At 69.7% G+C, this 20,146-nt stretch carries 19 protein-coding genes; 12 read left to right on the top strand and 7 right to left on the bottom strand.

Annotated features, from left to right (window positions below; genetic code table 11):
• Window positions 1–132: 132 nt before the first annotated feature.
• Window positions 133–1,194 carry an LLM class flavin-dependent oxidoreductase gene (locus HUW46_RS05675; RefSeq protein ID WP_215546272.1) on the bottom strand — a complete coding sequence of 354 codons (1,062 nt, stop codon included), beginning with the start codon at window positions 1,192–1,194 and terminating at the stop codon, window positions 133–135.
• A gap of 132 nt (window positions 1,195–1,326) precedes the next feature.
• Here HUW46_RS05675 and HUW46_RS05670 point away from each other — a divergent pair, with 132 nt between their 5' ends.
• The 3 genes from HUW46_RS05670 to HUW46_RS05660 all read left to right on the top strand — a co-directional run bounded on the left by HUW46_RS05670 (window position 1,327) and on the right by HUW46_RS05660 (window position 8,941).
• A complete protein-coding gene (locus tag HUW46_RS05670) occupies window positions 1,327–1,893 on the top strand; it encodes an EF-hand domain-containing protein (protein ID WP_215546271.1) in 567 nt (188 codons plus the stop codon).
• Between the two features lie 301 nt (window positions 1,894–2,194).
• Entirely contained in the window at window positions 2,195–7,663 is a 5,469-nt protein-coding gene (locus tag HUW46_RS05665) for an ATP-binding protein (protein WP_215546270.1), read from the top strand.
• Between the two features lie 78 nt (window positions 7,664–7,741).
• Window positions 7,742–8,941, top strand: coding sequence for an amidohydrolase family protein (locus HUW46_RS05660; RefSeq protein WP_215546269.1), 1,200 nt, complete (start codon window positions 7,742–7,744; stop codon window positions 8,939–8,941).
• A gap of 4 nt (window positions 8,942–8,945) precedes the next feature.
• On the opposite strand, the gene HUW46_RS05655 is transcribed toward HUW46_RS05660, so the two are convergent.
• Window positions 8,946–9,335 (bottom strand): hypothetical protein, encoded by a 390-nt coding sequence (locus HUW46_RS05655; protein WP_215546268.1) that lies wholly within the window; start codon window positions 9,333–9,335, stop codon window positions 8,946–8,948.
• Between the two features lie 4 nt (window positions 9,336–9,339).
• Here HUW46_RS05655 and HUW46_RS05650 point away from each other — a divergent pair, with 4 nt between their 5' ends.
• Complete coding sequence (locus HUW46_RS05650) at window positions 9,340–9,477, top strand: hypothetical protein (RefSeq protein WP_215546267.1); 138 nt, start codon at window positions 9,340–9,342, stop codon at window positions 9,475–9,477.
• Here the strand turns inward: HUW46_RS05650 and HUW46_RS05645 are convergent, their stop codons facing one another.
• Entirely contained in the window at window positions 9,478–9,906 is a 429-nt protein-coding gene (locus HUW46_RS05645) for a VOC family protein (RefSeq protein WP_215546266.1), read from the bottom strand.
• Between the two features lie 277 nt (window positions 9,907–10,183).
• On the opposite strand from HUW46_RS05645, the gene HUW46_RS48210 reads away from it, so the two are divergent.
• A complete protein-coding gene (locus HUW46_RS48210; protein ID WP_254125835.1) occupies window positions 10,184–11,143 on the top strand; it encodes a DUF222 domain-containing protein in 960 nt (319 codons plus the stop codon).
• The gene (locus HUW46_RS48990; RefSeq protein WP_442860916.1) at window positions 11,119–11,436 is read left to right on the top strand and encodes an HNH endonuclease signature motif containing protein; all 318 of its coding nucleotides are present in this window, start codon (window positions 11,119–11,121) and stop codon (window positions 11,434–11,436) included. The genes HUW46_RS48210 and HUW46_RS48990 overlap by 25 nt, the downstream gene beginning before the upstream one ends.
• Window positions 11,437–11,590: 154 nt before the next feature.
• Here the strand turns inward: HUW46_RS48990 and HUW46_RS05635 are convergent, their stop codons facing one another.
• Together HUW46_RS05635 and HUW46_RS05630 are read right to left on the bottom strand one after the other, a co-directional pair.
• Window positions 11,591–11,950, bottom strand: coding sequence for a hypothetical protein (locus HUW46_RS05635; RefSeq protein ID WP_215546264.1), 360 nt, complete (start codon window positions 11,948–11,950; stop codon window positions 11,591–11,593).
• Window positions 11,951–12,113: 163 nt separating this feature from the next.
• The gene (locus HUW46_RS05630; RefSeq protein ID WP_215546263.1) at window positions 12,114–12,302 is read right to left on the bottom strand and encodes a hypothetical protein; all 189 of its coding nucleotides are present in this window, start codon (window positions 12,300–12,302) and stop codon (window positions 12,114–12,116) included.
• Window positions 12,303–12,555: 253 nt separating this feature from the next.
• Here HUW46_RS05630 and HUW46_RS05625 point away from each other — a divergent pair, with 253 nt between their 5' ends.
• From HUW46_RS05625 to HUW46_RS05615, 3 genes are all read left to right on the top strand, one after another.
• A complete protein-coding gene (locus HUW46_RS05625; protein WP_215546262.1) occupies window positions 12,556–13,398 on the top strand; it encodes a helix-turn-helix domain-containing protein in 843 nt (280 codons plus the stop codon).
• Window positions 13,395–13,577, top strand: coding sequence for a DUF397 domain-containing protein (locus HUW46_RS05620; protein WP_215546261.1), 183 nt, complete (start codon window positions 13,395–13,397; stop codon window positions 13,575–13,577). The genes HUW46_RS05625 and HUW46_RS05620 overlap by 4 nt, the downstream gene beginning before the upstream one ends.
• A gap of 156 nt (window positions 13,578–13,733) precedes the next feature.
• Window positions 13,734–14,558: a hypothetical protein gene (locus HUW46_RS05615; protein ID WP_254125833.1), complete on the top strand. Its 825-nt coding sequence runs from the start codon at window positions 13,734–13,736 to the stop codon at window positions 14,556–14,558.
• 33 nt (window positions 14,559–14,591) lie between these two features.
• Here the strand turns inward: HUW46_RS05615 and HUW46_RS05610 are convergent, their stop codons facing one another.
• Window positions 14,592–15,176: a TetR/AcrR family transcriptional regulator gene (locus HUW46_RS05610; RefSeq protein ID WP_215546259.1), complete on the bottom strand. Its 585-nt coding sequence runs from the start codon at window positions 15,174–15,176 to the stop codon at window positions 14,592–14,594.
• Between the two features lie 233 nt (window positions 15,177–15,409).
• On the opposite strand from HUW46_RS05610, the gene HUW46_RS05605 reads away from it, so the two are divergent.
• From HUW46_RS05605 to HUW46_RS05595, 3 genes are read left to right on the top strand one after another with little or no spacing between them, the layout of a single operon-like run.
• Window positions 15,410–15,877, top strand: coding sequence for a (2Fe-2S)-binding protein (locus HUW46_RS05605; RefSeq protein ID WP_215546258.1), 468 nt, complete (start codon window positions 15,410–15,412; stop codon window positions 15,875–15,877).
• Window positions 15,864–16,823, top strand: coding sequence for an FAD binding domain-containing protein (locus HUW46_RS05600; protein WP_215546257.1), 960 nt, complete (start codon window positions 15,864–15,866; stop codon window positions 16,821–16,823). The genes HUW46_RS05605 and HUW46_RS05600 overlap by 14 nt, the downstream gene beginning before the upstream one ends.
• Window positions 16,823–18,994, top strand: coding sequence for a xanthine dehydrogenase family protein molybdopterin-binding subunit (locus HUW46_RS05595; protein WP_215546256.1), 2,172 nt, complete (start codon window positions 16,823–16,825; stop codon window positions 18,992–18,994). Before HUW46_RS05600 ends, HUW46_RS05595 begins: the two co-directional genes overlap by 1 nt.
• Before the next feature lie 6 nt (window positions 18,995–19,000).
• Here the strand turns inward: HUW46_RS05595 and HUW46_RS05590 are convergent, their stop codons facing one another.
• Window positions 19,001–20,062 (bottom strand): hypothetical protein, encoded by a 1,062-nt coding sequence (locus tag HUW46_RS05590; RefSeq protein WP_215546255.1) that lies wholly within the window; start codon window positions 20,060–20,062, stop codon window positions 19,001–19,003.
• Window positions 20,063–20,146 lie beyond the last annotated feature (84 nt).

Below are 20,146 nucleotides of genomic sequence, written 5' to 3'. Positions count from 1 at the left end.
ACTGGTCAGTAGGATGGGTCACATCGTGTCGCACCGCGGACACGGATGGCTAGGGGAAGTTCGTACCGAGATTTCACCAAGGTTCTTGTGACGGTTCCCAAACCCCGCGTATGTGCACTGTGGACGGACCTGTCACGGCTCGCGGAGCAGTTCCCTGACCCGGGGCACGACCTCTTCCCCGTAGAGCCGGATCGATTCGAGGCGCTGTTCGTGCGGGAGCGCGCCGGCGCCGTACTTGAGCTGGAACCGGGAAAGCCCCAGCGTGCGCACCGCCCAGGCGATCTTCCGCGCGACGGTTTCCGGCGACCCGACGAACAACGCGCCGCGCGGCCCCGCCATCGCGTCGTAGTCGGCGCGGGACATCGGGCCCCAGCCGCGTTCCGCGCCGATCTTCGCGAACGCCGCCTGGTGGTGCGGAAAGTGCTGTGCCACCGCGAGTTCGTCGGTCGCGGCGACGTGCCCGGGGCTGTGCATGGAGATCGGCAGTTCTTCGTGCCCCGATTCCGCCAGCGCGCGCCGGTACAGCTCGGCCAGCGGTTCGAAGCGCTCCGGCGACCCGCCGATCACGGCCATCACCAGCGGCAGGCCGTAGGCGGCCGCCCTGACCACCGACTGCGGTGTGCCGCCGACGCCGACCCACGCGGGCAGCCTGCCCGATTCGGTGAGCGGGAAGGCCTGCGCGCCGTCGAGCGCTGGCCGCACGGTTCCGGTCCAGCTGACCGGTTTCTCGTGCTGCAGGTGCGTGAACAGGTCCAGCTTCTCGGCGAACAGCACCTCGTAGTCGGCGAGGGAATGGCCGAACAGCGGGAAGGATTCGGTGAAGGAACCGCGGCCGAGCGTGACTTCGGCGCGGCCGCCGGACAGCGCGTCCAGCGTGGCGAACCGCTCGTACACCCGCACCGGGTCGTCCGAGCTGAGCACCGTCACCGCGGTGCCGAGGCGGATCCGCTCGGTCTGCCCCGCGATCGACGCCAGCACGACGTCGGGGGAGGACACCGCCATCTCCGCGCGGTGGTGCTCGCCGACGCCGAAGTAGTCCACGCCGACCCGGTCGGCCAGCACGCCCTCCGCGACGACCTGCCTGATCGCCTCGGCCTGGCTCACCGGTTGCCCGTTCGCGCCGTTCTCGACGTCGCCGAAGGTGTCCAGGCCGAAGGTCGGCTCCTGCCGCGTGCCCAGGATCTCGTAGCCCATGTCGTCCTCCCGAAGTAGTTGAACGCTCAAACACTACGTGCGATCGGGCTATTCCCCGGCGACGGGGCACCGATCAAGGAGCGGCGCCGCTACAGTCGGTGGCCGGTGTTCCCGCTGGGAGTGGAGGGTGTCGTGACCGCTTCGGACCTGCTCACCGCGAAGATCGGCCACGGGTTCGACTACCTGGACGCGGATGGGGACGGCCTGCTGACCGAGCACGACCACGTGGTGTGCGGGCAGCAGGTCGCCGCCTCGATGGGGCACGCGCCCGGATCCGACGCCGAGCGCCGGATCATCGACGCGTACCTGGCGATCTGGCGGGACCTGCACCTGCCGCACCTCCCCGAGGGGACGACCTCGATCACCAAGGAGCAGTTCGTGGCGTCCACCCGATCGCTGGCCTCCGACGCGGCCGCGGCGGCGGCCACGGTGGGCGCGCTCGCCGAGGCGTTCCTGGCGATCGCGGACACCGACGAGGACGGCACGGTGAGCCCCGCGGAGTTCCTCGCGTTCCAGCGCGGTCATTTCCCCGGGCTGACCCAGGCCGAAGCCGACGAGGCGTTCGCCCACCTCGACACCGACGGCGACGGCGCGCTGTCCACCGCCGAGTTCGTCAGCGCGATCGTCGAATTCTGGTCGAGCAGCGACCCGGACGCGCCGGGCAACTGGTGGATGGGTCGCCCCGCCTACTCCGCCTGACCGAATCCGAACCGGACGTTCAGCCGACGTTCCGGACAGGTTTCCGCGGTTTGGCGTTTGCCTAGTCGTCCAAGCCGTAGGGTTTCCCGCGTGCTTTGTGGTGGACCTCGCGCCGGGCAGAGCCAGGGCGGTGTGGCCCTGGTCGCTTTTTGTGGGGTTCCTACAAGCCTGCGGCCTCGGCATGCGCGGGCCGGGACATTGGTGTACCCAGCGGTAGTCGAGCAGGGTGTAGACAGGTGCAGGCGACGTTCCGGGACCCGGACGTCGCCTGCTGTGCGTAGGGATTTGGGAGGCTCAGCCGGTGTTCAGTCGTGTCGCCATCGTCAACCGCGGAGAGGCCGCGATGCGGCTCATCCACGCTGTCCGGGACCTTTCGGCGGAAACCGGGACGCGGATCGAGACGGTCGCCCTCTACACCGACGCGGACCGTGACGCGACCTTCGTCCGCGAAGCCGATATCGCCTACCTGCTCGGCCCGGCTTCGGCGCGCCCGTACCTCGACCTCGCGGTGCTGGAGCGCGCGCTGGTGGACACCGGCGCCGACGCCGCGTGGGTCGGCTGGGGCTTCGTCGCCGAGGACCCGGCGTTCGCCGAGCTGTGCGAGAAGACCGGCGTCACCTTCGTCGGCCCGAGCGCGGAAGCGATGCGCAAGCTCGGTGACAAGATCGGCGCGAAGCTGATCGCCGAAGAGGTCGGCGTGCCGGTCGCGCCGTGGAGCCGCGGTGAGGTCGGCACGCTCGAAGACGCGTTGCGCGCCGGAGACCACATCGGCTACCCGCTGATGCTCAAGGCGACCGCGGGCGGCGGCGGGCGCGGTATCCGCATGGTCGCCTCGGCCGACGACCTGACCGAGGCCTACGAGCGCACGAGCCAGGAAGCGTTGCGCGCCTTCGGTTCCGGCGTGGTGTTCCTCGAGCGCCTCGTCACCGGGGCGCGGCACGTCGAGGTCCAGGTGATCTCCGACGGTGGCACGGCGTGGGCGCTGGGCGTGCGCGACTGCTCGGTGCAGCGCCGCAACCAGAAGATCATCGAAGAGTCGGCTTCCCCGGTCCTCGGTCCCGAGCAGGCCGCCGAGCTGAAGGCCTCCGCCGAGCGGCTCGCGGTGGCGGTCGGCTACCGCGGCGCCTGCACCGTCGAGTTCCTGTACCACCCCGGCGAGAAGCTGTTCGCCTTCCTCGAAGTCAACACGCGGCTGCAGGTCGAGCACCCGATCACCGAGATCACCACCGGTACCGACCTGGTCAAGCTGCAGTTGCACGTGGCGGGCGGCGGCAAGCTCGAAGGCGCGCAACCTGCCGAGGGCGGCCACGCCGTCGAAGCGCGGCTCAACGCCGAAGACCCCGACCGCGACTTCGCTCCCTCGCCCGGCCGCATCGCGCGGCTCGTTCTGCCCGCGGGGCCCGGCATCCGCGTCGACACCGGCGTCAGCGAGGGCGACCGCATCCCGGCCGACTTCGACTCGATGATCGCGAAGATCATCGCCTACGGCCGCGACCGCGACGAGGCACTGGCCAGGCTGCGCCGCGCGATGGCCGAAACCACCGTGATCATCGAAGGCGGCGCGACCAACAAGAGCTTCGTGCTCGACCTGCTCGACCAGCCCGAGGTGATCGACGCGAGCGCCGACACCGGCTGGATCGACCGCGTGCGCGCGCAGGGCCGCCTGGTCAGCCACCGGCACTCCGCGATCGCGCTGGCCGCCGCCGCGATCGAGGCCTACCAGGACGAGGAAGAGGTCAGCCGCCAGCGCCTGCTGTCCACCGCGCACGGCGGGCGCCCGCAGGTGCAGCACGAGAGCGGCCGCCCGCTCGACCTCAAGCTCCGCGGCGTCGGCTACCGGGTGAGCGTGGCGCGCGCCGGGCAGAAACGGTTCCGCGTAGGCGTTTCGCACGGTTCGGACACGCACCTCGCCGAGGTCGAGATCGAGCGGTTCGACGCGCACAGCGGCCAGATCGTGGTCAACGGGCACCGCTTCCGGCTGGTGTCGGCCACGCACGGCCCGATCCACCTGGTCGAGGTCGACGGGGTCACGCACCGGATCAGCCGCGACGAAGGCGGTGTCGTCCGCTCGCCCGCGCCCGCGCTGGTGGTGGCGACGCCGTTGGCCGTCGGCGATGAAGTCGAGGCGGGCGCGCCGATCCTGGTGCTGGAGAGCATGAAGATGGAAACGGTGCTGCGCGCGCCGTTCCGCGCCAAGGTCCGCGAATGCCCGGTGTCGGTGGGCAGCCAGGTCGAAACCGCGGCGCCGCTGATGCGCCTGGAGCCCCTCGCCGACGAGGAGGACGCGGGAGCGGCCGAAGAAGTCGCGGAGACCGTCGAGATCGACCTGCCCGCGTTGCCCGACGGCGGTTCGGCGGCCGAGCGGGTCGAGCGCGGCCTGCAGGACCTGCGCAGCCTGCTGCTGGGCTTCGACGTCGACCCGGAGGATCGTAAGCGCGTGCTGTCCGGGTACCTCGCCGCGCGCGCCGAGCTGGGCGGCAGGCCACTGGCAGGCGAGCTGGACCTGCTGACGGTGTTCGCGGACCTGTCGGAACTGAGCCGCAACAAGCCGGTCGGCGATCTCGAAGGCGAGCCGGGCAGCGCGGTGCACAGCCCGCGCGAGTACTTCCACAGCTACCTGCAGAGCCTCGACGTCGAGCGCGCCGGGGTCACCGAAGGGTTCCAGGCCAAGCTGAAGCAGGTGCTCGGGCACTACGGCGTCACCGATCTCGACCGCACGCCGGACCTGGAGGCCGCGGTCTTCCGGATCTTCCTTGCGCACCAAAGGATGTCGTCCGATGTCACGGTGGTCTCGGAACTGCTGCGGGAGTGGCTGGCGAGCATGCCGCCGGTGGAGTCGCTGCGGGAGCGGGCGGGGCTGACGCTGGAGCACCTGGTCGCCGCGACGCAGGTGCGGTTCCCCGCGGTCTCCGATCTCGCGCGCGGCGTGGTGTTCGCGTGGTTCGGCCAGCCGCTGCTGCGCCGCAACCGCGCCCGCGTCTACGCCGACATCCGCAAGCACCTGCGCCACCTCGACGCCAACCCGGACGCGCCGGACCGCGCCGAGCGCGTGGCCGAGATGGTGCGCAGCACCGAACCGCTGGTGCGGCTGCTCGGCCAGCGCCTCGTCCGCGCCGATCTCGACAACACGATCATGCTGGAAGTGCTGACCAGGCGGTACTACGGGAACAAGGGGCTCACCGGGGTCCGCACCGCCGACGTCGCGGGCTGCCGGTTCGTGGTCGCCGAGCGCGGCGGTTCGTGCCTGGTTTCCGCGGCCGTGAGCTTCGACGCGCTGGACAGCGCGGTGCGCGGGCTCGCCGAGCTGAGCGGTCAGGACGGCATCGACGCCATCGACGCCGACATCTACCTCGCCTGGGAGAACCAGCCCGAGGACTCCGCCGCGGCGGCCGCCGCGCTGCACGAGGTCATCGGCGCGCAGGCGCTGCCGAGCCAGGTCCGCAGGCTGACCGCCACCGTCGCGGGCCGCGGCGGCGCGGTGATGCACCACCACTTCACGTTCCGGCCAGACGAGACGTCGAAGATGGCCGAGGACCGGCTGATCCGCGGCCTGCACCCGTACATCGCGCAGCGGATGCAGCTCGAACGGCTGCGCGAGTTCGACCTGACCCGGCTGCCGTCCTCGGACGAGGAGGTCTACCTTTTCCGTTGCGTGGCAAGGGAAAACCAGGCCGACGACCGGCTCGTCGCGTTCGCGCAGGTGCGCGACCTGACCGAACTGCGCGAGCACGACGGCAGGCTCGTCGCGCTGCCGACGGCGGAGGACACCATCGCCGCCTGCCTCGACTCGATCCGCCGCGAGCAGGCGCGTCGCCCGTCGAAGAAGCGCTTCAGCACCAACCGGATCGTGGTCTACGTGTGGCCGCCGAGCGACATCACCCGCGACGAGCTGGAGATGATCGCCGGGCGCGTGCTGCCGACGACCGCGGGTGCCGGGCTGGAGCAGATCGAGTTCATCGCGCGGCAGCGCGACGCCGCGACCGGCGAGCTGACCAAGATCGCCGTGCGCGTCTCCTTCGACGCCACCGGCGGAACCGAGCTGACCGTCGGCGAGCCGACCGCGGAACCGGTCGAGCCGATCGACGACTACCGGCTGAAGGTGCTGCGCGCGAGCAGCCGCAACACGGTCTACCCCTACGAGCTGACCGGCCTGCTCGGCGAGTTCACCGAGCACGACCTCGACGAGCAGGGTGTGCTCGTGCCGGTGGACCGTCCTAAAGGGAGGAACTCGGCCGCGATCGTCGCGGGCGTCGTCACGACACCGACGAAGCGGCACCCCGAAGGCGTCACGCGCGTGGTGCTGCTCGGCGACCCGACGAAGTCGCTCGGTGCGCTGTCGGAGCCGGAATGCTCGCGGGTGATCGCCGCGCTCGACCTCGCCGAGCGGATGCGGGTGCCGCTGGAGTGGTTCGCGCTGTCCTCCGGCGCGCGGATCTCGATGTCGTCCGGTACCGAGAACATGGACTGGGTCGCGGCCGCGCTCAAGCGGATCGTCACGTTCACCCAGGACGGCGGCGAGATCAACATCGTGGTGGCGGGCATCAACGTCGGCGCGCAGCCGTACTGGAACGCCGAGGCCACGATGCTCATGCACACCAAGGGAATCCTGGTGATGACCCCGGATTCGACGATGGTGCTGACCGGGAAGCAGGCGCTGGACTTCTCCGGCGGCGTGTCCGCGGAGGACAACTTCGGCATCGGCGGCTACGACCGCGTGATGGGCCCGAACGGCCAGGCGCAGTACTGGGCGCCGAACCTGCCCGCAGCCCGCGACGTGCTGATGGCGCACTACGACCACACCTACGTCGTGCCGGGCGAGTCGGCGCCGCGGAAGGCGGGCACGACCGACCCGGTCGACCGGGACGTCTCGCCGTTCCCGCACGCCGTCGTCGGCAGCGACTTCACCTGCGTCGGCGAGATCTTCTCGGCAGCGCACAACCCGGACCGCAAGAAGCCGTTCGACATCCGGACCGTGATGCGCGCATTGTCCGATCAGGACCATCCGGTGCTGGAGCGCTGGGCGGGCATGGCCGACGCGGACACCTCGGCGGTGCAGGACGTCCACATCGGAGGGTGGCCGGTCTGCCTCGTCGGCATCGAGTCGCGTTCGGTGCCGCGGCGCGGTTTCCCGCCCACCGACGGCCCCGACACCTACACCGCGGGCACCCTGTTCCCGCGCTCGTCGAAGAAGACCGCGCGGGCGATCAGCTCGGCTTCGGGCAACCGCCCGCTCGTGGTGCTGGCGAACCTGTCCGGGTTCGACGGCTCGCCGGAGTCGCTGCGCAAGCTCCAGCTGGAGTACGGCGCCGAGATCGGCAGGGCGATCGTCAACTTCGAGGGCCCGATCGTGTTCTGCGTGATCTCGCGGTACCACGGCGGCGCGTTCGTGGTGTTCTCCAAGGCGCTCAACCCGAACATGACCGTGCTGGCGATCGAAGGCTCGTTCGCCTCGGTGCTCGGCGGCGCGCCCGCGGCGGCCGTGGTGTTCGCCGGTGACGTCAACAACCGGACCGCGACCGACCCGAGGGTGACCGAGCTCGAAACGCGGGCGTCGGCCGCCAGCGGCGCCGAACGCGCGGCGCTGCACGCCCAGCTCGCCGAAACCCAGGCGAGCGTCCGCGCGGAAAAGCTCGGCGAGGTCGCCGCCGAATTCGACCGCGTGCACAGCATCCAGCGCGCGGTCGAAGTCGGCTCGGTGGACGCGATCATCTCGGCGGCCGAGTTGCGGCCCCGGATCATCGAAGCCATCGAGCACGGCATGAAGGGCTGATACCGGTTACCCGAACCTCACCACGTATCGGGAAAGTGCGTTCTTCACGGCTGAACCGTAAGTGCTTACGGTTCAGCCGTGAACCACTTCATCATCACCGGCGCCCGCGTCTTCGACGGTGAGAATCCGCTCGGGATCGTCGATGTCGAAGTCGCCGACGGCAAGATCGCGCGCGTCGCGGGCGACCGCCCCGAGGGGGTCGACCTGGTCGACGGCACCGGTGCCACGGTGCTGCCCGGCTTCATCGACGCGCACACGCACACCGACGCCGAATCGCTCCGCCAGGCGCTGACGTTCGGGATCACCACCGAATTCGACATGCTCTCGATCCCGGAGCGGATGATTCCGGTGCGCCGCAAGGCTTCCGAGTCGAGTGACCTGGCCGACGTGCGCTCCTCGTCCATTGGGCTCACGCCCGCGGACGGGCACCCGCACCAGCTCCGGAAAGGGGAGGGCGACCCGGAGTGGCCGACGGCCACGCGCGTGGCCGAGATCCCGGCGTTCGTCGAAGCCAGGATCGACGAGGGCGCCGACTACCTCAAGGTGCTCGTGGAGGACGGCCATCTGTTCGGCTCTTCCCTGCCCAGCCTCGCTCCCGAACTGGTCGCGGCGACCGTTCGCGAGGGCCACGCCCGCGGCAAAATGGTGCTGGCGCACGCGATGACCGTCGACACCGCGAACCAGGTCGTCGGCGCCGGAGTCGACGGGCTCACCCACCTCTTCTTCGACCGGCCGCACACCGACGAGCTGATCGGGAAGATCGCCGCCGGTGCCTTCGTGATTCCCACCCTGTCGGTGATCGCGTCGATCACCGGCGCGAGTGCCGGTGCGTCGCTGGCCAAGGATCCGCGGGTGCATCCGAAGCTGACGCCCGAATGGCTCGACAACCTGTCCGGCGCGATCGCGACGAGTCCACGCGAAAACTTCGGCTACGCCCTCGAAGCGCTCGCAGCCCTGCACCGCGCGGGCGTCGACATTCTCGCGGGCACGGACGCCGCCCACCTCGGCGCACCGGGAATGGCCCACGGCGCCAGCCTGCACGACGAACTGCGGCTCCTGGTGATGGCAGGGTTGACGCCGACGGAAGCATTGCGGGCGGCGACCTCCGTTCCGGCACGCCGGTTCGGCCTCGGCGACCGCGGCCGGATCGAGCCGGGGCTCCGCGCCGACCTCGTGCTGGTCGCCGGTGATCCGACCACGGCCATCGGCGACACGCTCTCGGTCCGGCGCGTATGGCGCGGCGGGGCACCGGTTTCTCAAAGTCCATTGTGGACATAGGGTACTATCGGCGCTTCCGGGTAGCCGCCCTGCGGGCGAGCGCGGTCTGTCCGATCAGGACGATCGTGCCCGCCAGGCACAGCCAGGCGAAGACGTCGCCGAAGAGGCGGTAGGCCGTCGTCGTGCCGCGGGCGGGGACGTCGAGGATCCACGAGTCGTGGTCGACGGTGGTGTCCTGCGTCGAGAGCGTCCGCCCCTGGTGGTCGAACCCGGCCGACCAGCCGCTGAAGTCCTGCCGGACCAGTGCGTAGCCGTTCTCGATCGCGCGCAGGCTCGACATCTCGGTGTGCGCCCGGCCAAACTCGGGCCAGTCGCCGCCCGGTACCAGCATGATGTCGGCGTCCTCGCGCATCATGTCGGGGAAGTCGGCGTCGTAGCAGAACCGTCGCGCCAAGATCGTGACCCTCACCGAGCGCGGACTCGAAACCCGGCGCCGCCTCGCGACGGCGATGGCCACCCGATCGCGGGTCGCCCAGCTCAGCCCGGCCGAACAGCGCCAGCTCAGGCGGCTGCTGGCCAAGGCCGCGGCTGGTTGATCACCGGTGCTGGGCTTTGATGTTGACCATCCAGGTGATCCCGAACCGGTCGACGACCGAACCCGCCTCGTCGCCCCAAACCTGCTTCTCCAGCGGCAAGGTGACGGTGCCACCTTCGGACAGCTTCTCGAAGTAGTCGCGCAGTTCGTTGTCGTCGCCGTCGCCGTCCAGGAAGAGCGCGACGTTGTTCCCTGGCCGATAGGGCGGGTGGCCCGGCCTATCGTCGGGAAAGTCCCATGCCATCAGCGTGTAGCCAGCCGCGGTGTCGAGGCGGGCGTGCATGACTGTGTCGGCGTTGGGCGAGTCCGGCGACCCGAAGTCCGCGACGGTGCCCAGCTCCAGCTCACCGCCGAAGACCTCCCGGTAGAACTCCATCGCGTGCCGCGCGTTGCCGTTGAACGTGATGCACGGATTGACCTGAGATCCCACGAGGAACCCTCTCTCGTTACGTGACTTCTGGGGCTGTCTTCGAACCAGGCTCTCAGCGAATCACGACACCTCCTGTCGTGATTTCTCGTGGTGCGCTTGGTCTTCCTGCTGGTGGCTGTCGTGGTTGGTTCGCGGGGTTTCGTTTTTGTTGGTGTCGCTGCACTTTGCGACGCTGTTGTCGGAAATTGTTGTGTGCCAACGGGTTTCGTGGTGATGCTCGCGTGTTTCGCCCGTTTGGGCTATCGAACGTGCGTGCGATCGGCGGTAGACTGGCAGGGTGTCCGAGACTTCTCCTTCCCTTGTGCCGCAACAGGAACTGTGGCAGCTTCCCGCGGGCGAGCTGGCTGTGCTGTTGCGGGAGGAGTTCGTATCCTGGTGGCGCCAAGAAGCCCGCATTCACCGCATCATCGCGCATCTGGACAACGGTGGCGCCCGTGCTTTGGGGTACAGCGGTGTGGCTGGGTTGGTGGCGGATATCGCGCGCAGTTCCGGTCCGGGTGTGAAGAAGCTGGTGAAGCGGGCGCTGGCCACCAATCCTGGTCAGGGGATTGATGGTGCGGAGATTCCCGCTGTCGCGCCTGTTGTCGGTGAGGCTGTGCGGGAGGGTGAGATCTCGCCGGAGCATGTGGATGGGATCGTGCGGGTGCTGGAAAAGATCCCGGCAGCGGTGTCGGGGGAGGATCGGGAGTTCGCGGAACAGACTCTGGTCGAGTTGGCGCGGAGGGCGGGTGTCAGGGAGATCGGCAAGGCGGGTAAGGAAATCCTCGGCCGCCTCGATCCCGACGGCCCCGAACCCCGCGACATCCCTGAGCCGAGGCGGGAGCTGAACGTTCATCAGCGCAAGGATGGTTCGGCGAAGTTCGACGGCTACCTCGATCCCGTGTCGGCCGCGAAAACCCTCGCCCTGCTGGACCCTCTCGCGATGCCCCGCGCTGAGGAGTCCGATGGCCCCGTGGTGCGGAGTCGGGCGGAGCGGTATGGGGACGCGTTCATGGAGTTGGTGGCGCTCGCCGGAAGTCATCCCGATTCGCCGAATCGCAGTGGTGGCCGGTCGGATCTGATCGTGACCATTCCCCTGGCGGACTTGAAGCTGAGCTGGGCAAGGCGTGTCTGGACATGGTCACCGACATCACGGCGAGCGAGGCCCGGATTCTGGCGTGTGACTGCCGGGTCATCCCGGCCATACTCGACGGCAAGGGCCAGCCCCTGGAGATGGGGCGGGCGAGGCGATTGGTGACTGAGGCGCTTCGCTTCATGTTGGCATTGCGGGATGGCGGGTGTTGTTTCCCCGGATGCTCGCGGACCCCGCGGCATTGCGAAGCGCACCACGTCGTCCCATGGGCACACGGCGGCACCACCGATTTAGGTAATCTCGTGCTGTTATGTGCTCATCACCACAGACTTTTACATCGTAGTGACTGGAAACTCCGCATGGTCGACGGCCTTCCGGTGTTCACCCCACCCGAGTTCGTCGACCCATGGCGAAGATCCCGATCGAACCGCCACACCGCCCAACCCCGCGCAGCCTAAGAAACCTTGCCGCCACTGGCGGCCCGGCAGTCCACTGTATCCACAGTGGACTGGCCGAAATCCGGGTCCCTTCAACCGCTATCGGTCGAAGGGTGGAATTGGCGCGCCCGGCGTTCGAAATCGTTGGCCCACTTCAGGCTCGGCGAACGAGGACTCAGCTGAGTTCGCGGATTCCCCACATGCGCACGATCTCGACCAACGGGGTCAGCTCGTCCGGGGTCTCGCCCGGCGGCGCCAGAACGGAAAACTCGCCGGAGGGATGTCCGTGGGTGTCGGGCGCCTCGCGCCAAGTGCAGCCCTCGCCGTCGACCAGGGTCAGCAAGTGGTTGTCACAGCCGGGGCAGCCGGTGTCGCGGCGCCACTCGTCCTCGTCGAGACGGAACAGGTCGTAGGGAACGAACCGCTTCCCACAGTCCAGCTCGACTTCGGACTCACGGCCGCTGTAGTGCCGCAGCCGGTGCACCGTGTGCCGGGCATCGCTGGCGTGGCGCACGTAGGTGACGTAGAAGCTCATTCCCGGTTCCTTCGGGCAGTGGCGCATTTCGCGCACATCTCCTGGGCAGTGCGGCTACTCGGACCGAACACCGTGCCGCACGCGGTCCGCACCGTCACCCCGTCGCGGCTCCGGTACTCGCGGACGATCCAGTGCCGCCGACCGTCGTCGCAACTCGCCCAGCTCACAACAGTGCCACCAAATCGCTTCGCGTGAGCGGCTCGACGTGCTCGTACCCGTACGCCTCGTCGAGTACCACGCGGGTTCGAGCGGCAGGCGCTTCGTGTCTCGGTGGCACATAAGCGGCGAGCCGGTGCGCGAGCGGCAGTGCGATAGCCACGACCAGTGGCGGCAGTAGCCAGAGCGCGATCATTTCTTCCGTCCTTCCGCCGCGAACGTCGTGGCGCGGTGCCAGTCCCGGGTCGTGGCGGGACTGGCACCGGCTCCATCCCGGGGCGCGCTCGCCCGCAGGACGAAGGCGAACCCGAGAGGCTGTCCCAGTAGTAGTATGCTTCGGTTCCAACACTGTGGTGCGTGTCCAATACGATGGTGCATGCACCACTGAGAGGCAATCGCCCGATCGGATGGACCCGTGGCCCCGGCGGCCCTGATCTAGGATTTGGTGCATGGTGAGCACCGCGAACAGTCCCCGTGCGCGCGCACTCGGCGCGGCCTTGCGCGAGGCCCGCAAGGCGGCGGGGATGACGACTCGGGACCTCGGCGAGCAGGTGGGTAAGCATCACACCGCCGTGTCCCGGTGGGAGTCCGGCAAGGTCGCGCCGAGCCCGAACGACACCGCGGCGGTGCTCGGCATTCTCGGGGTGACCGGCGAGGAACGCGACCGGCTCGTCGATCTCGCGCGGGACGCCGCCGATCCGAACTGGGTCGCGCCGGGCGTCCTTCGGCATCTGGCCGCGCTCACCGAGTACGAGCGCACTGCGAAGCTGATCGTGAACGTCCAACCGCTGCTGGTGCCCGGGATGCTCCAGACGAGCGACTACGCCCGCGCGATCATGGTCGCCGCCGGAGCGGAACGCGGCGAAGCCGAACAGCGTGTTCTGTACCGGATGGGTCGGCGCGACGCGATCACCCGCCACAACCCAGTGCCGTTCCACGCGATCATCGGCGAGGCCGCCCTCCGGTATCCGCCCTGCCCGCGAAGTGTGATGGTGGAACAACTCCGGCAGTTGACCAGGCTCGCCGAACTGGAAACCATCACCGTCCAGGCGCTTCCGCTGAGCGTCGGCTACTCGCCCGCCCTCGAAGGCCCGTTCGTGTACATCGAACCGGAGATCGGGCAGCCGATCGTTCAGCTGGAGCACTACCGGTCCGCGACGACCCTGACCGATGCCCGGGATGTCGCTGACTATCGCGCGGCGGCGGATACTCTCCGCCGGGAAGCGATGAGCCCTGCTGCCACAACGGGACTCATCGCAGAGTTAGCAGACGAAATGGAGATTGCCTCATGACGCGAAGCCGCTGGCGCAAGAGCAGCTACAGCGGGAACCAAGGCGATTGTGTTGAAGTAGCGATCGGCGCGGACGAGGTAGGCGTTCGCGACACGAAGAACCGGGCCGCGGGGAATTTGACCGTGGCACCCGCCGCGTGGTCGGCGTTCGTGCGGACCGCAGGCCGCGCGATGCGCTGATCGCGCGACGACAACGCACTGACCCCTCCGAGATCATCGAGGGGCGACGGCGGCCTTCCTGTGCTTTCCTGAGCGCGAAAGCGATCAGGGCAGGAGGGCCGCCGTTTGTTCACCGCGGTGTTGGCGCTGGGTATCACGTCGGGGTCGATCCTGCGCGTGAGTGTCCCGGATGGACGGGTCACGACCGTTTTCGGCGGTGCGGCCCCCTTTCCCGACGGGGTGGCCGTGCTCGACGGTGTCGTCTACTGGACGACCATGGGGGTGCCCACGAGGGCGTCGGCAAAGACGCGGGAGTCCGGTTTGGACTATTCGCGGCCCAACGGTGGGCTGCACGCGGTGGGGTTGGACGGGACCGGTGCGCGCGACCTGCTGCCGCCCGGGGCGATCACGACCGGCAAGCAGCTCGTGTCCGACGGCGCCGGGACCTTGTACTGGAGCGACCGCGAGGGGTGCCGGGTGAGCCGCGTTCGTGTCGACGGTACCGAGCTGACCGATCTCGTGGTGAACGCGCGCGACTCGTCGTGGCGGCAGGAGTGCGTCGGAGTCGCGGTCGACACCGAGTACTTGTACTGGACGCAGAAGGGGCCTGCGAAAGGCGGGCATGGGCGGATCTTCCGTGCTGGGCTGGACATTCCTGCGGGGGAGCGCGCGGACCGCCGGTCGGATGCCGAGGTGCTGTGGGACGGGCTCCCGGAGCCGATCGATCTCGAGATCCGCGACGGCTGGCTGTACTGGACCGATCGCGGCGCCGAGCCGGACGGCAACACGCTCAACCGCGCTCCGCTTCGCGCGGCGGGGGAGAAGCCCCAGATCCTCGCCCGCGGTTTCCGCGAGGCCATCGGGCTCGCCGTGGACGACGAGATCGCCTACGTGTCCGACCTCGGCGGGCGGATCCGCTCAGTGTTCCTCGGCGGCGGCGAATCCCGGGTGCTCGCCGAGTTGCGCGAACCGGTTTCGGGAATCACCGGTGTCCACGAATGACCACAATGGACAGAAAACCATGTGCGCGCACCGCTATTCGCAGTCCCGAGGGCACGCGGACATTCCGCGCCACAGCAGGTCGGCGAGCTTCTCGGTCTCGCGTTTCCAGTCGCCGTTCGGGTCCAGGTACAGCAGTCCGCCCAGTCCGCGCAGGACGGTTTCCGGGGCCAGGCCCGCGCGGACGGCGCCCGCTTCGACATTGGCTTCCAGCAGGGTGGCGACCGCGCCGACCATGGACTCGTAGGCGTCCGCGGGCAGCTTGCCCTCGGCCACCGTCGCCACGCGCAGCGCGTTGGCGAGGCCCCGCTTGGTCATCATGTAGTGCGCCAGGTGATCGGTGGTCCACACCAGGAAGGCCCGGTCAGGGGCGTGCCGGGCGAGCAGCTTCGGCACGACCTCGACGAGGTGCCGCACTTCGCGGTCGTAGACCGCCAGGATGAGCGCCTCCGGCGTGGGGAAGTGCCGGTACACCGTGCCGACCCCGACTTCGGCGGCCTTCGCGACGGCGTTGAACGAGACCTCGCCGGTCGCGGCCAGCGAATCCGCGGCCGCGGTCAGGATGCGTTCGTGGTTACGCCGCGTGTCCGCGCGCCGGGGGTTGACCGAGCCCGTCGTCATCGCTCCTCCTCTCGCGTTCGTCTCGTTCATCGTGGAATGTAGCCCAAGACCACGCAGACCTGGAGCAACTCCGGGGTGAGACTTTCATTGCGAAGCGGATTCTCATCCGCTAGCCTCGAACGCACGGCGAAGCGGATGAATATCCGGTTGCTCGCCGTGACAATCCCGACACACTCCCACCACCAGCACTGTGCCTCACGCTCCCTCAGTGGACGATCTGGGAAAGAGATCCCGTGGACATCTCGCTCGAAGTCAATGGCAGGCCCGCGCGCCTCAGCGTCGATCCCGGCGTGACGCTGCTCGACGCGCTGCGCGAGCGCCTCGCCATCACCGGCCCGAAGAAGGGCTGCGACCGCGGCCAGTGCGGTGCCTGCACCGTGCACGTCGGCGGCAGGCCCGTGCTCTCGTGCCTCACCCTCGCCGCGACCGTGAAGCAGGAGGTGACCACGGTCGAAGGACTGTCCACAGAGGACGGACTGCACCCCGTCCAGCAGGCGTTCGTCGAGCAGGACGCGCTGCAGTGCGGGTTCTGCACCTCGGGTCAGGTGATGTCCGCCGTCGCGGCCGTCGAGCAGGGCGTCGAGGACGTGCGGGAGTTCATGTCCGGCAACCTGTGCCGGTGCGCCGCCTACCCGAACATCGTCGCGGCGGTCGAGAAGGCCGCGATCGACAAGGCGGGGAGGGTCGATGCGTCCCTTTGAGCTGACCGCGCCCGAGACCGTCGAAGCCGCGGTCGCTGACTCCGGCACGTTCCTGGCGGGCGGGACCACCCTCGTCGACCTGATGAAGCTCGACGTGCTCACGCCGTCGCGGGTGCAGGACATCAACGGGCTGCCGCTGCACGGCATCGACACCGCCGACGGGCTGCGGTTCGGTGCGCTGGAGCGGATGGGCGACATCGCCGCGCATCCCGGCGTCTACCCGGCGATCTCGCGCGCGCTGCTGCTGAGCGCGTCCCAGCAGCTGCGGAACATGGCCAGCATCGGCGGGAACCTGATGCAGCGCACCCGGTGCACGTACTTCCGGGACGTCGCCACGCCGTGCAACAAGCGGGAGCCCGGCAGCGGGTGCCCCGCGATCTCCGGCGCCAACCGGATGCACGCCGTGCTCGGCACCAGCGACTCGTGCGTGGCGACCCACGCCAGTGACGTCGCGGTGGCGCTCGTCGCGCTCGACGCCGAGGTACGGCTGGTCGGCGACGACGGCAGCCGGGTGGTGAAGCTGGCCGACTTCTACCGCCTGCCGGGAGACACCCCCGAGGTGGAGAACGACCTGCGCCCCGGCGAGCTGATCACCGAGGTCGTGGTCCCGAGGCTGGACTTCGCCGCGCGCTCGACCTACGTCAAGGTGCGGGACAGGCAGTCCTACGAGTTCGCGCTGTGCTCGGCCGCGGTCGCGCTCGACGTCCAGGATTCGCTCGTCGTGGACGCGCGGGTGGCGGTCGGCGGGGTGGCCACCGTGCCGTGGCGGCTCCCCGTCGTCGAAACCGCCCTGCGCGGCGCACCAGCGACGCTCGCCTCCTTCGAGGCCGCCGCCGCGCTGGCCGTCGAAGGCGCGAAGCCGTTGTCCGGCAACGGGTTCAAGACTTCGCTGCTCAAGCGGACCATCGTCCGCGCACTGCTCGAACTGACCGAGGGGAACCGCTGATGACGACCCGGCTGGACGCGCCGCAGAAGGTCACCGGCCGGGCCACGTACGGGGCTGACCACCAGTTCCCCGGCATGGTCTACGGCTACGTCGTGCTGAGCACGATCGCGCACGGCGAGATCGGGGCCGTCGACACCGGGGCGGCGATGAGCGTTCCCGGCGTGCTCGGCGTGTACTCACCGCTCGACCCGCTGAACCTGCGCACCGCGAACTCGCCGCTGTTCGGCGAGACGTGGGTGCCCATGCAGGACAAGGAAGTCACCTACTACGGCCAGCCGATCGGCTTCGTGGTGGCGGAAACCTTCGAGCAGGCCCGCGACGCGGCGGCGCTCGTCGAGATCTCCTACCGCGAGCGTCCGGCACTGACGTCGCTGGAGGAAGGCCTTGCCGCCGCCGAGGAAGCGCCTGCGGCGAGGGACGGTTCTCCGTCGACCCTCGAGGTGCTCGAGGACGGCGTCGAGTCCTTTGAGGACGCGTTGGCGGCGAGCCAGGTGGTCGTCGAGGCGACCTACCGCACGGCGACCCAGAACCACGCCGCGATGGAACCGCACTCCGCGGTCGCCGTGTGGGAGAACGGCGAGCTGACTGTCTACAGTGGAAACCAGGGATCGCACCTCCAGGTGATGGAGCTCGCGAGCGCGCTGGAGCTGGACCAGGAAGCCGTGCGCGCGGTGAACCCGTTCGTGGGCGGCGCGTTCGGCGGGAAGGGCAGGACCTCCGCGCCCGCGTTCCTGGCCGCGGCCGCGTCGATCGCGCTCGGCCGCCCGGTGAAGGCCGCGCTCACCAGGGAGCAGGTGTTCACCGCGACCGCGGGGCGCGCCGCGACCGTGCAGAAGATGACGCTCGGCGCCGAACCCGACGGCACGCTCGTCGCGCTGCGCCACGATTCCTGGTGCAGCACCGACACGAACCGGTCGTTCGTCGAGCCGACCTCGCACGGCACTTCGCGCGAGTGGTACGCGACCAGGAATCTGGCGCTCACCCAGAAGATGGTGCCGCTGAACATCCCGCCGACCACGTTCATGCGGGCGCCGGGGGAGGCGCCAGGGTCGTTCGCGCTGGAGAGCGCGATGGACGAGCTGGCCGTGGCGCTGGACATGGACCCGATCGAGCTGCGCCTGCGGAACAATTCGACCGCGCCGCCCGGCAAGGACCTGCAGTGGTCGAGCAAGCACCTCGACGAGTGCTTCCGCGTCGGCGCGGACCGGTTCGGCTGGGCGGACCGCTCGCCGGACGGGCGCACCGACGGCGACTGGCTCGTCGGGCTCGGCACGGCCACCGCGATGTTCCCCGCGCTGCGCTTCCCGGCCACCGTGGGCGTCACCCTGCTCGCGGACGAAACGGCCGAGGTCGCGACGAGCGGCGCGGACCCGGGGACCGGCCTGCTGACGGTGCTTTCCCTGGTGGGCGGCGAATCGCTGGACATCGCGCCGGAGCGGATCACCCCGAAGCTCGGCGACTCGGTGCTCCCGCCCGGCGGCCTGTCCGGCGGCTCGACGGCCACCGCGAGCGCGGGCACCGCGATCATGATCGCCGCGGCCAAGGTGATCGACGACCTGCTCGCCGCGGCCTCCGCGCCCGGCGCGCCGTTCGACGGCGAGGAGGTCACCTACGCCGACGGCCGCGTGCACGCCGACGGCAGGTCGATGACCTACGGCGAAGTGCTGCGGGCGCTGGGCCGTCCGTCGATCTCCGCGAACGGGTCCTCCGCGCCGGGCGAGGAGCTGACCAAGCACTCGTTCAGCTCGTTCGGCGCCCAGTTCTGCGAGGTCCGCGTGCACAAGTGGACGCGGGAAGCGCGCGTGTCCCGCATGCTCGGCGTGTTCGACGCCGGCCGGGTCATCAACGAGAAGACGGCGCGCAGCCAGCTCATGGGCGGCATGATCTGGGGCGTCTCGGCCGCCTTGCACGAAGGGCTGGAGATCGAGGCGAACGGCAGGCTCGCCAACGGCGACTTCGCCGGGTACCTGCTCCCGGTGAACGCGGACATCCCCGAGGTCGACGTCCGCTTCGTCGAATACCCGGACACGCTGCACAACGCCGTCGGCGCGAAAGGGCTCGGCGAGATCGGCACCGTCGGCATGGCGGCGGCGGTCGCGAACGCGGTCTACAACGCCACCGGTGTCCGGGTCCGGCACATCCCGATCACGATCGAGGACCTGCTGGACTGACCCGGCTCAGCGCTTCGTCCGCTTGCTGGACGGCTGCTCGCCGGGTGAGCGGCTCCGCCTGCCTTCGTCGTCTGCGGAGTTCGCGGCCGCGGCGGCACGGGTCGCGATCGCCGCGGCCAGCCGCCCGGCCGCCGCGGTCACCGGTGCCGCCGCCTCGGTGCCGAGCGCGGCCGCGGCATCGCCCAGCAAGCGCCGGGCCCGGGAGAGGTAGTTGCGCCAGTAGCCGAACTGGCCGGCGGTGGTTCCCCCGATCCCGGTGACGAGGTCGTCGGTGTACCGCACGAGCCAGTCGACCGTCTCGGTGCGGTAGGTCTGGTCCACCCCGGTTTCGCCCGCGTGCACCAGTTCCCAGACGTGCGTTTCGATCTCCTGCATGGGCAGCTGCAGGGTGTCGCGGGTTTCGGGGCCCAGCTCCGGCGGTGGGTACAGGTTTTCGAACATGAACTCGTCCGTGGCCGAGGCCTCGCCCTCGTCGGGAACCATGGAGCGCTGCATGGCGTGGATGAGTTCGTGCCGCAGGGTGCTGTAGAGCACCGCGGGACCGCGCTCGAACGCGCCGCGGTAGATGCTGAGCACGATCGGCGGACTGTCGTCCTCCGCCCCGCCGAGCTGCTCGTGGGTGAGGGCCATCGCGCCGCCGGGCCCCGTGGCGCGGTTGACGTAACGCAACCGGACCCTCGCCCGGAGTTCGGCGTCCTGGTCGCCGATCTGGTTCCACACGTAGTCGGTCATGGCCCGCAGGGCCGCCTCGCGTTCGCTCGCGGCGCGTGCCGCTTGGAGCTGCTGCACGAGCGCGGCCGGGAGGTCGGGCACCGCCGCGGACCGTTCGGCCGCGCCGGGCTGGGGGAGGCTGGCGTCGACCGCGCGCTGGACGACCGGTGCGGTACCGGTCATCGACTGGCCCACCACGCTGTTGCCCACCACCTGCTGGGCCGTCAGTACCTGGTGCGGGGCGGGCCTGCCGCCGTTCGCCGCGATCAGGGCCGCGTCCAGGCTCGCCGGGACCGGGTCCCGCCGCGGGGTGCCCGCACGCGGTCCGCTCGCCGATTTCTGTTCGTGCGCGCGCACGGCACCTCCGGCCTGCTCGAACCGCTACCGCCAGCCAGTATGCCCAGCCGCGATGGCACGCGGCAGGACCGGCAGGGCACTGTC

This window comes from Amycolatopsis sp. CA-230715 (genome assembly GCF_018736145.1).
Lineage (GTDB): Bacteria > Actinomycetota > Actinomycetes > Mycobacteriales > Pseudonocardiaceae > Amycolatopsis.
Note: the sequence above shows the minus strand (reverse complement) of the source record. Positions and strands in the feature narration are given on the sequence as shown.

Coding starts and splice junctions, on each gene's coding strand:
- HUW46_RS05600 (WP_215546257.1), top strand. CDS start 15,864: ATGCGTCCCTTTGAGCTGACCGCGCCCGAGACCGTCGAAGCCGCGGTC.
- HUW46_RS05610 (WP_215546259.1), bottom strand. CDS start 15,176: ATGACGACGGGCTCGGTCAACCCCCGGCGCGCGGACACGCGGCGTAAC.
- HUW46_RS48990 (WP_442860916.1), top strand. CDS start 11,119: ATGGGGCGGGCGAGGCGATTGGTGACTGAGGCGCTTCGCTTCATGTTG.
- HUW46_RS05675 (WP_215546272.1), bottom strand. CDS start 1,194: ATGGGCTACGAGATCCTGGGCACGCGGCAGGAGCCGACCTTCGGCCTG.
- HUW46_RS05620 (WP_215546261.1), top strand. CDS start 13,395: ATGACGCGAAGCCGCTGGCGCAAGAGCAGCTACAGCGGGAACCAAGGC.
- HUW46_RS05635 (WP_215546264.1), bottom strand. CDS start 11,950: ATGAGCTTCTACGTCACCTACGTGCGCCACGCCAGCGATGCCCGGCAC.
- HUW46_RS05625 (WP_215546262.1), top strand. CDS start 12,556: ATGGTGAGCACCGCGAACAGTCCCCGTGCGCGCGCACTCGGCGCGGCC.
- HUW46_RS05595 (WP_215546256.1), top strand. CDS start 16,823: ATGACGACCCGGCTGGACGCGCCGCAGAAGGTCACCGGCCGGGCCACG.
- HUW46_RS05630 (WP_215546263.1), bottom strand. CDS start 12,302: ATGATCGCGCTCTGGCTACTGCCGCCACTGGTCGTGGCTATCGCACTG.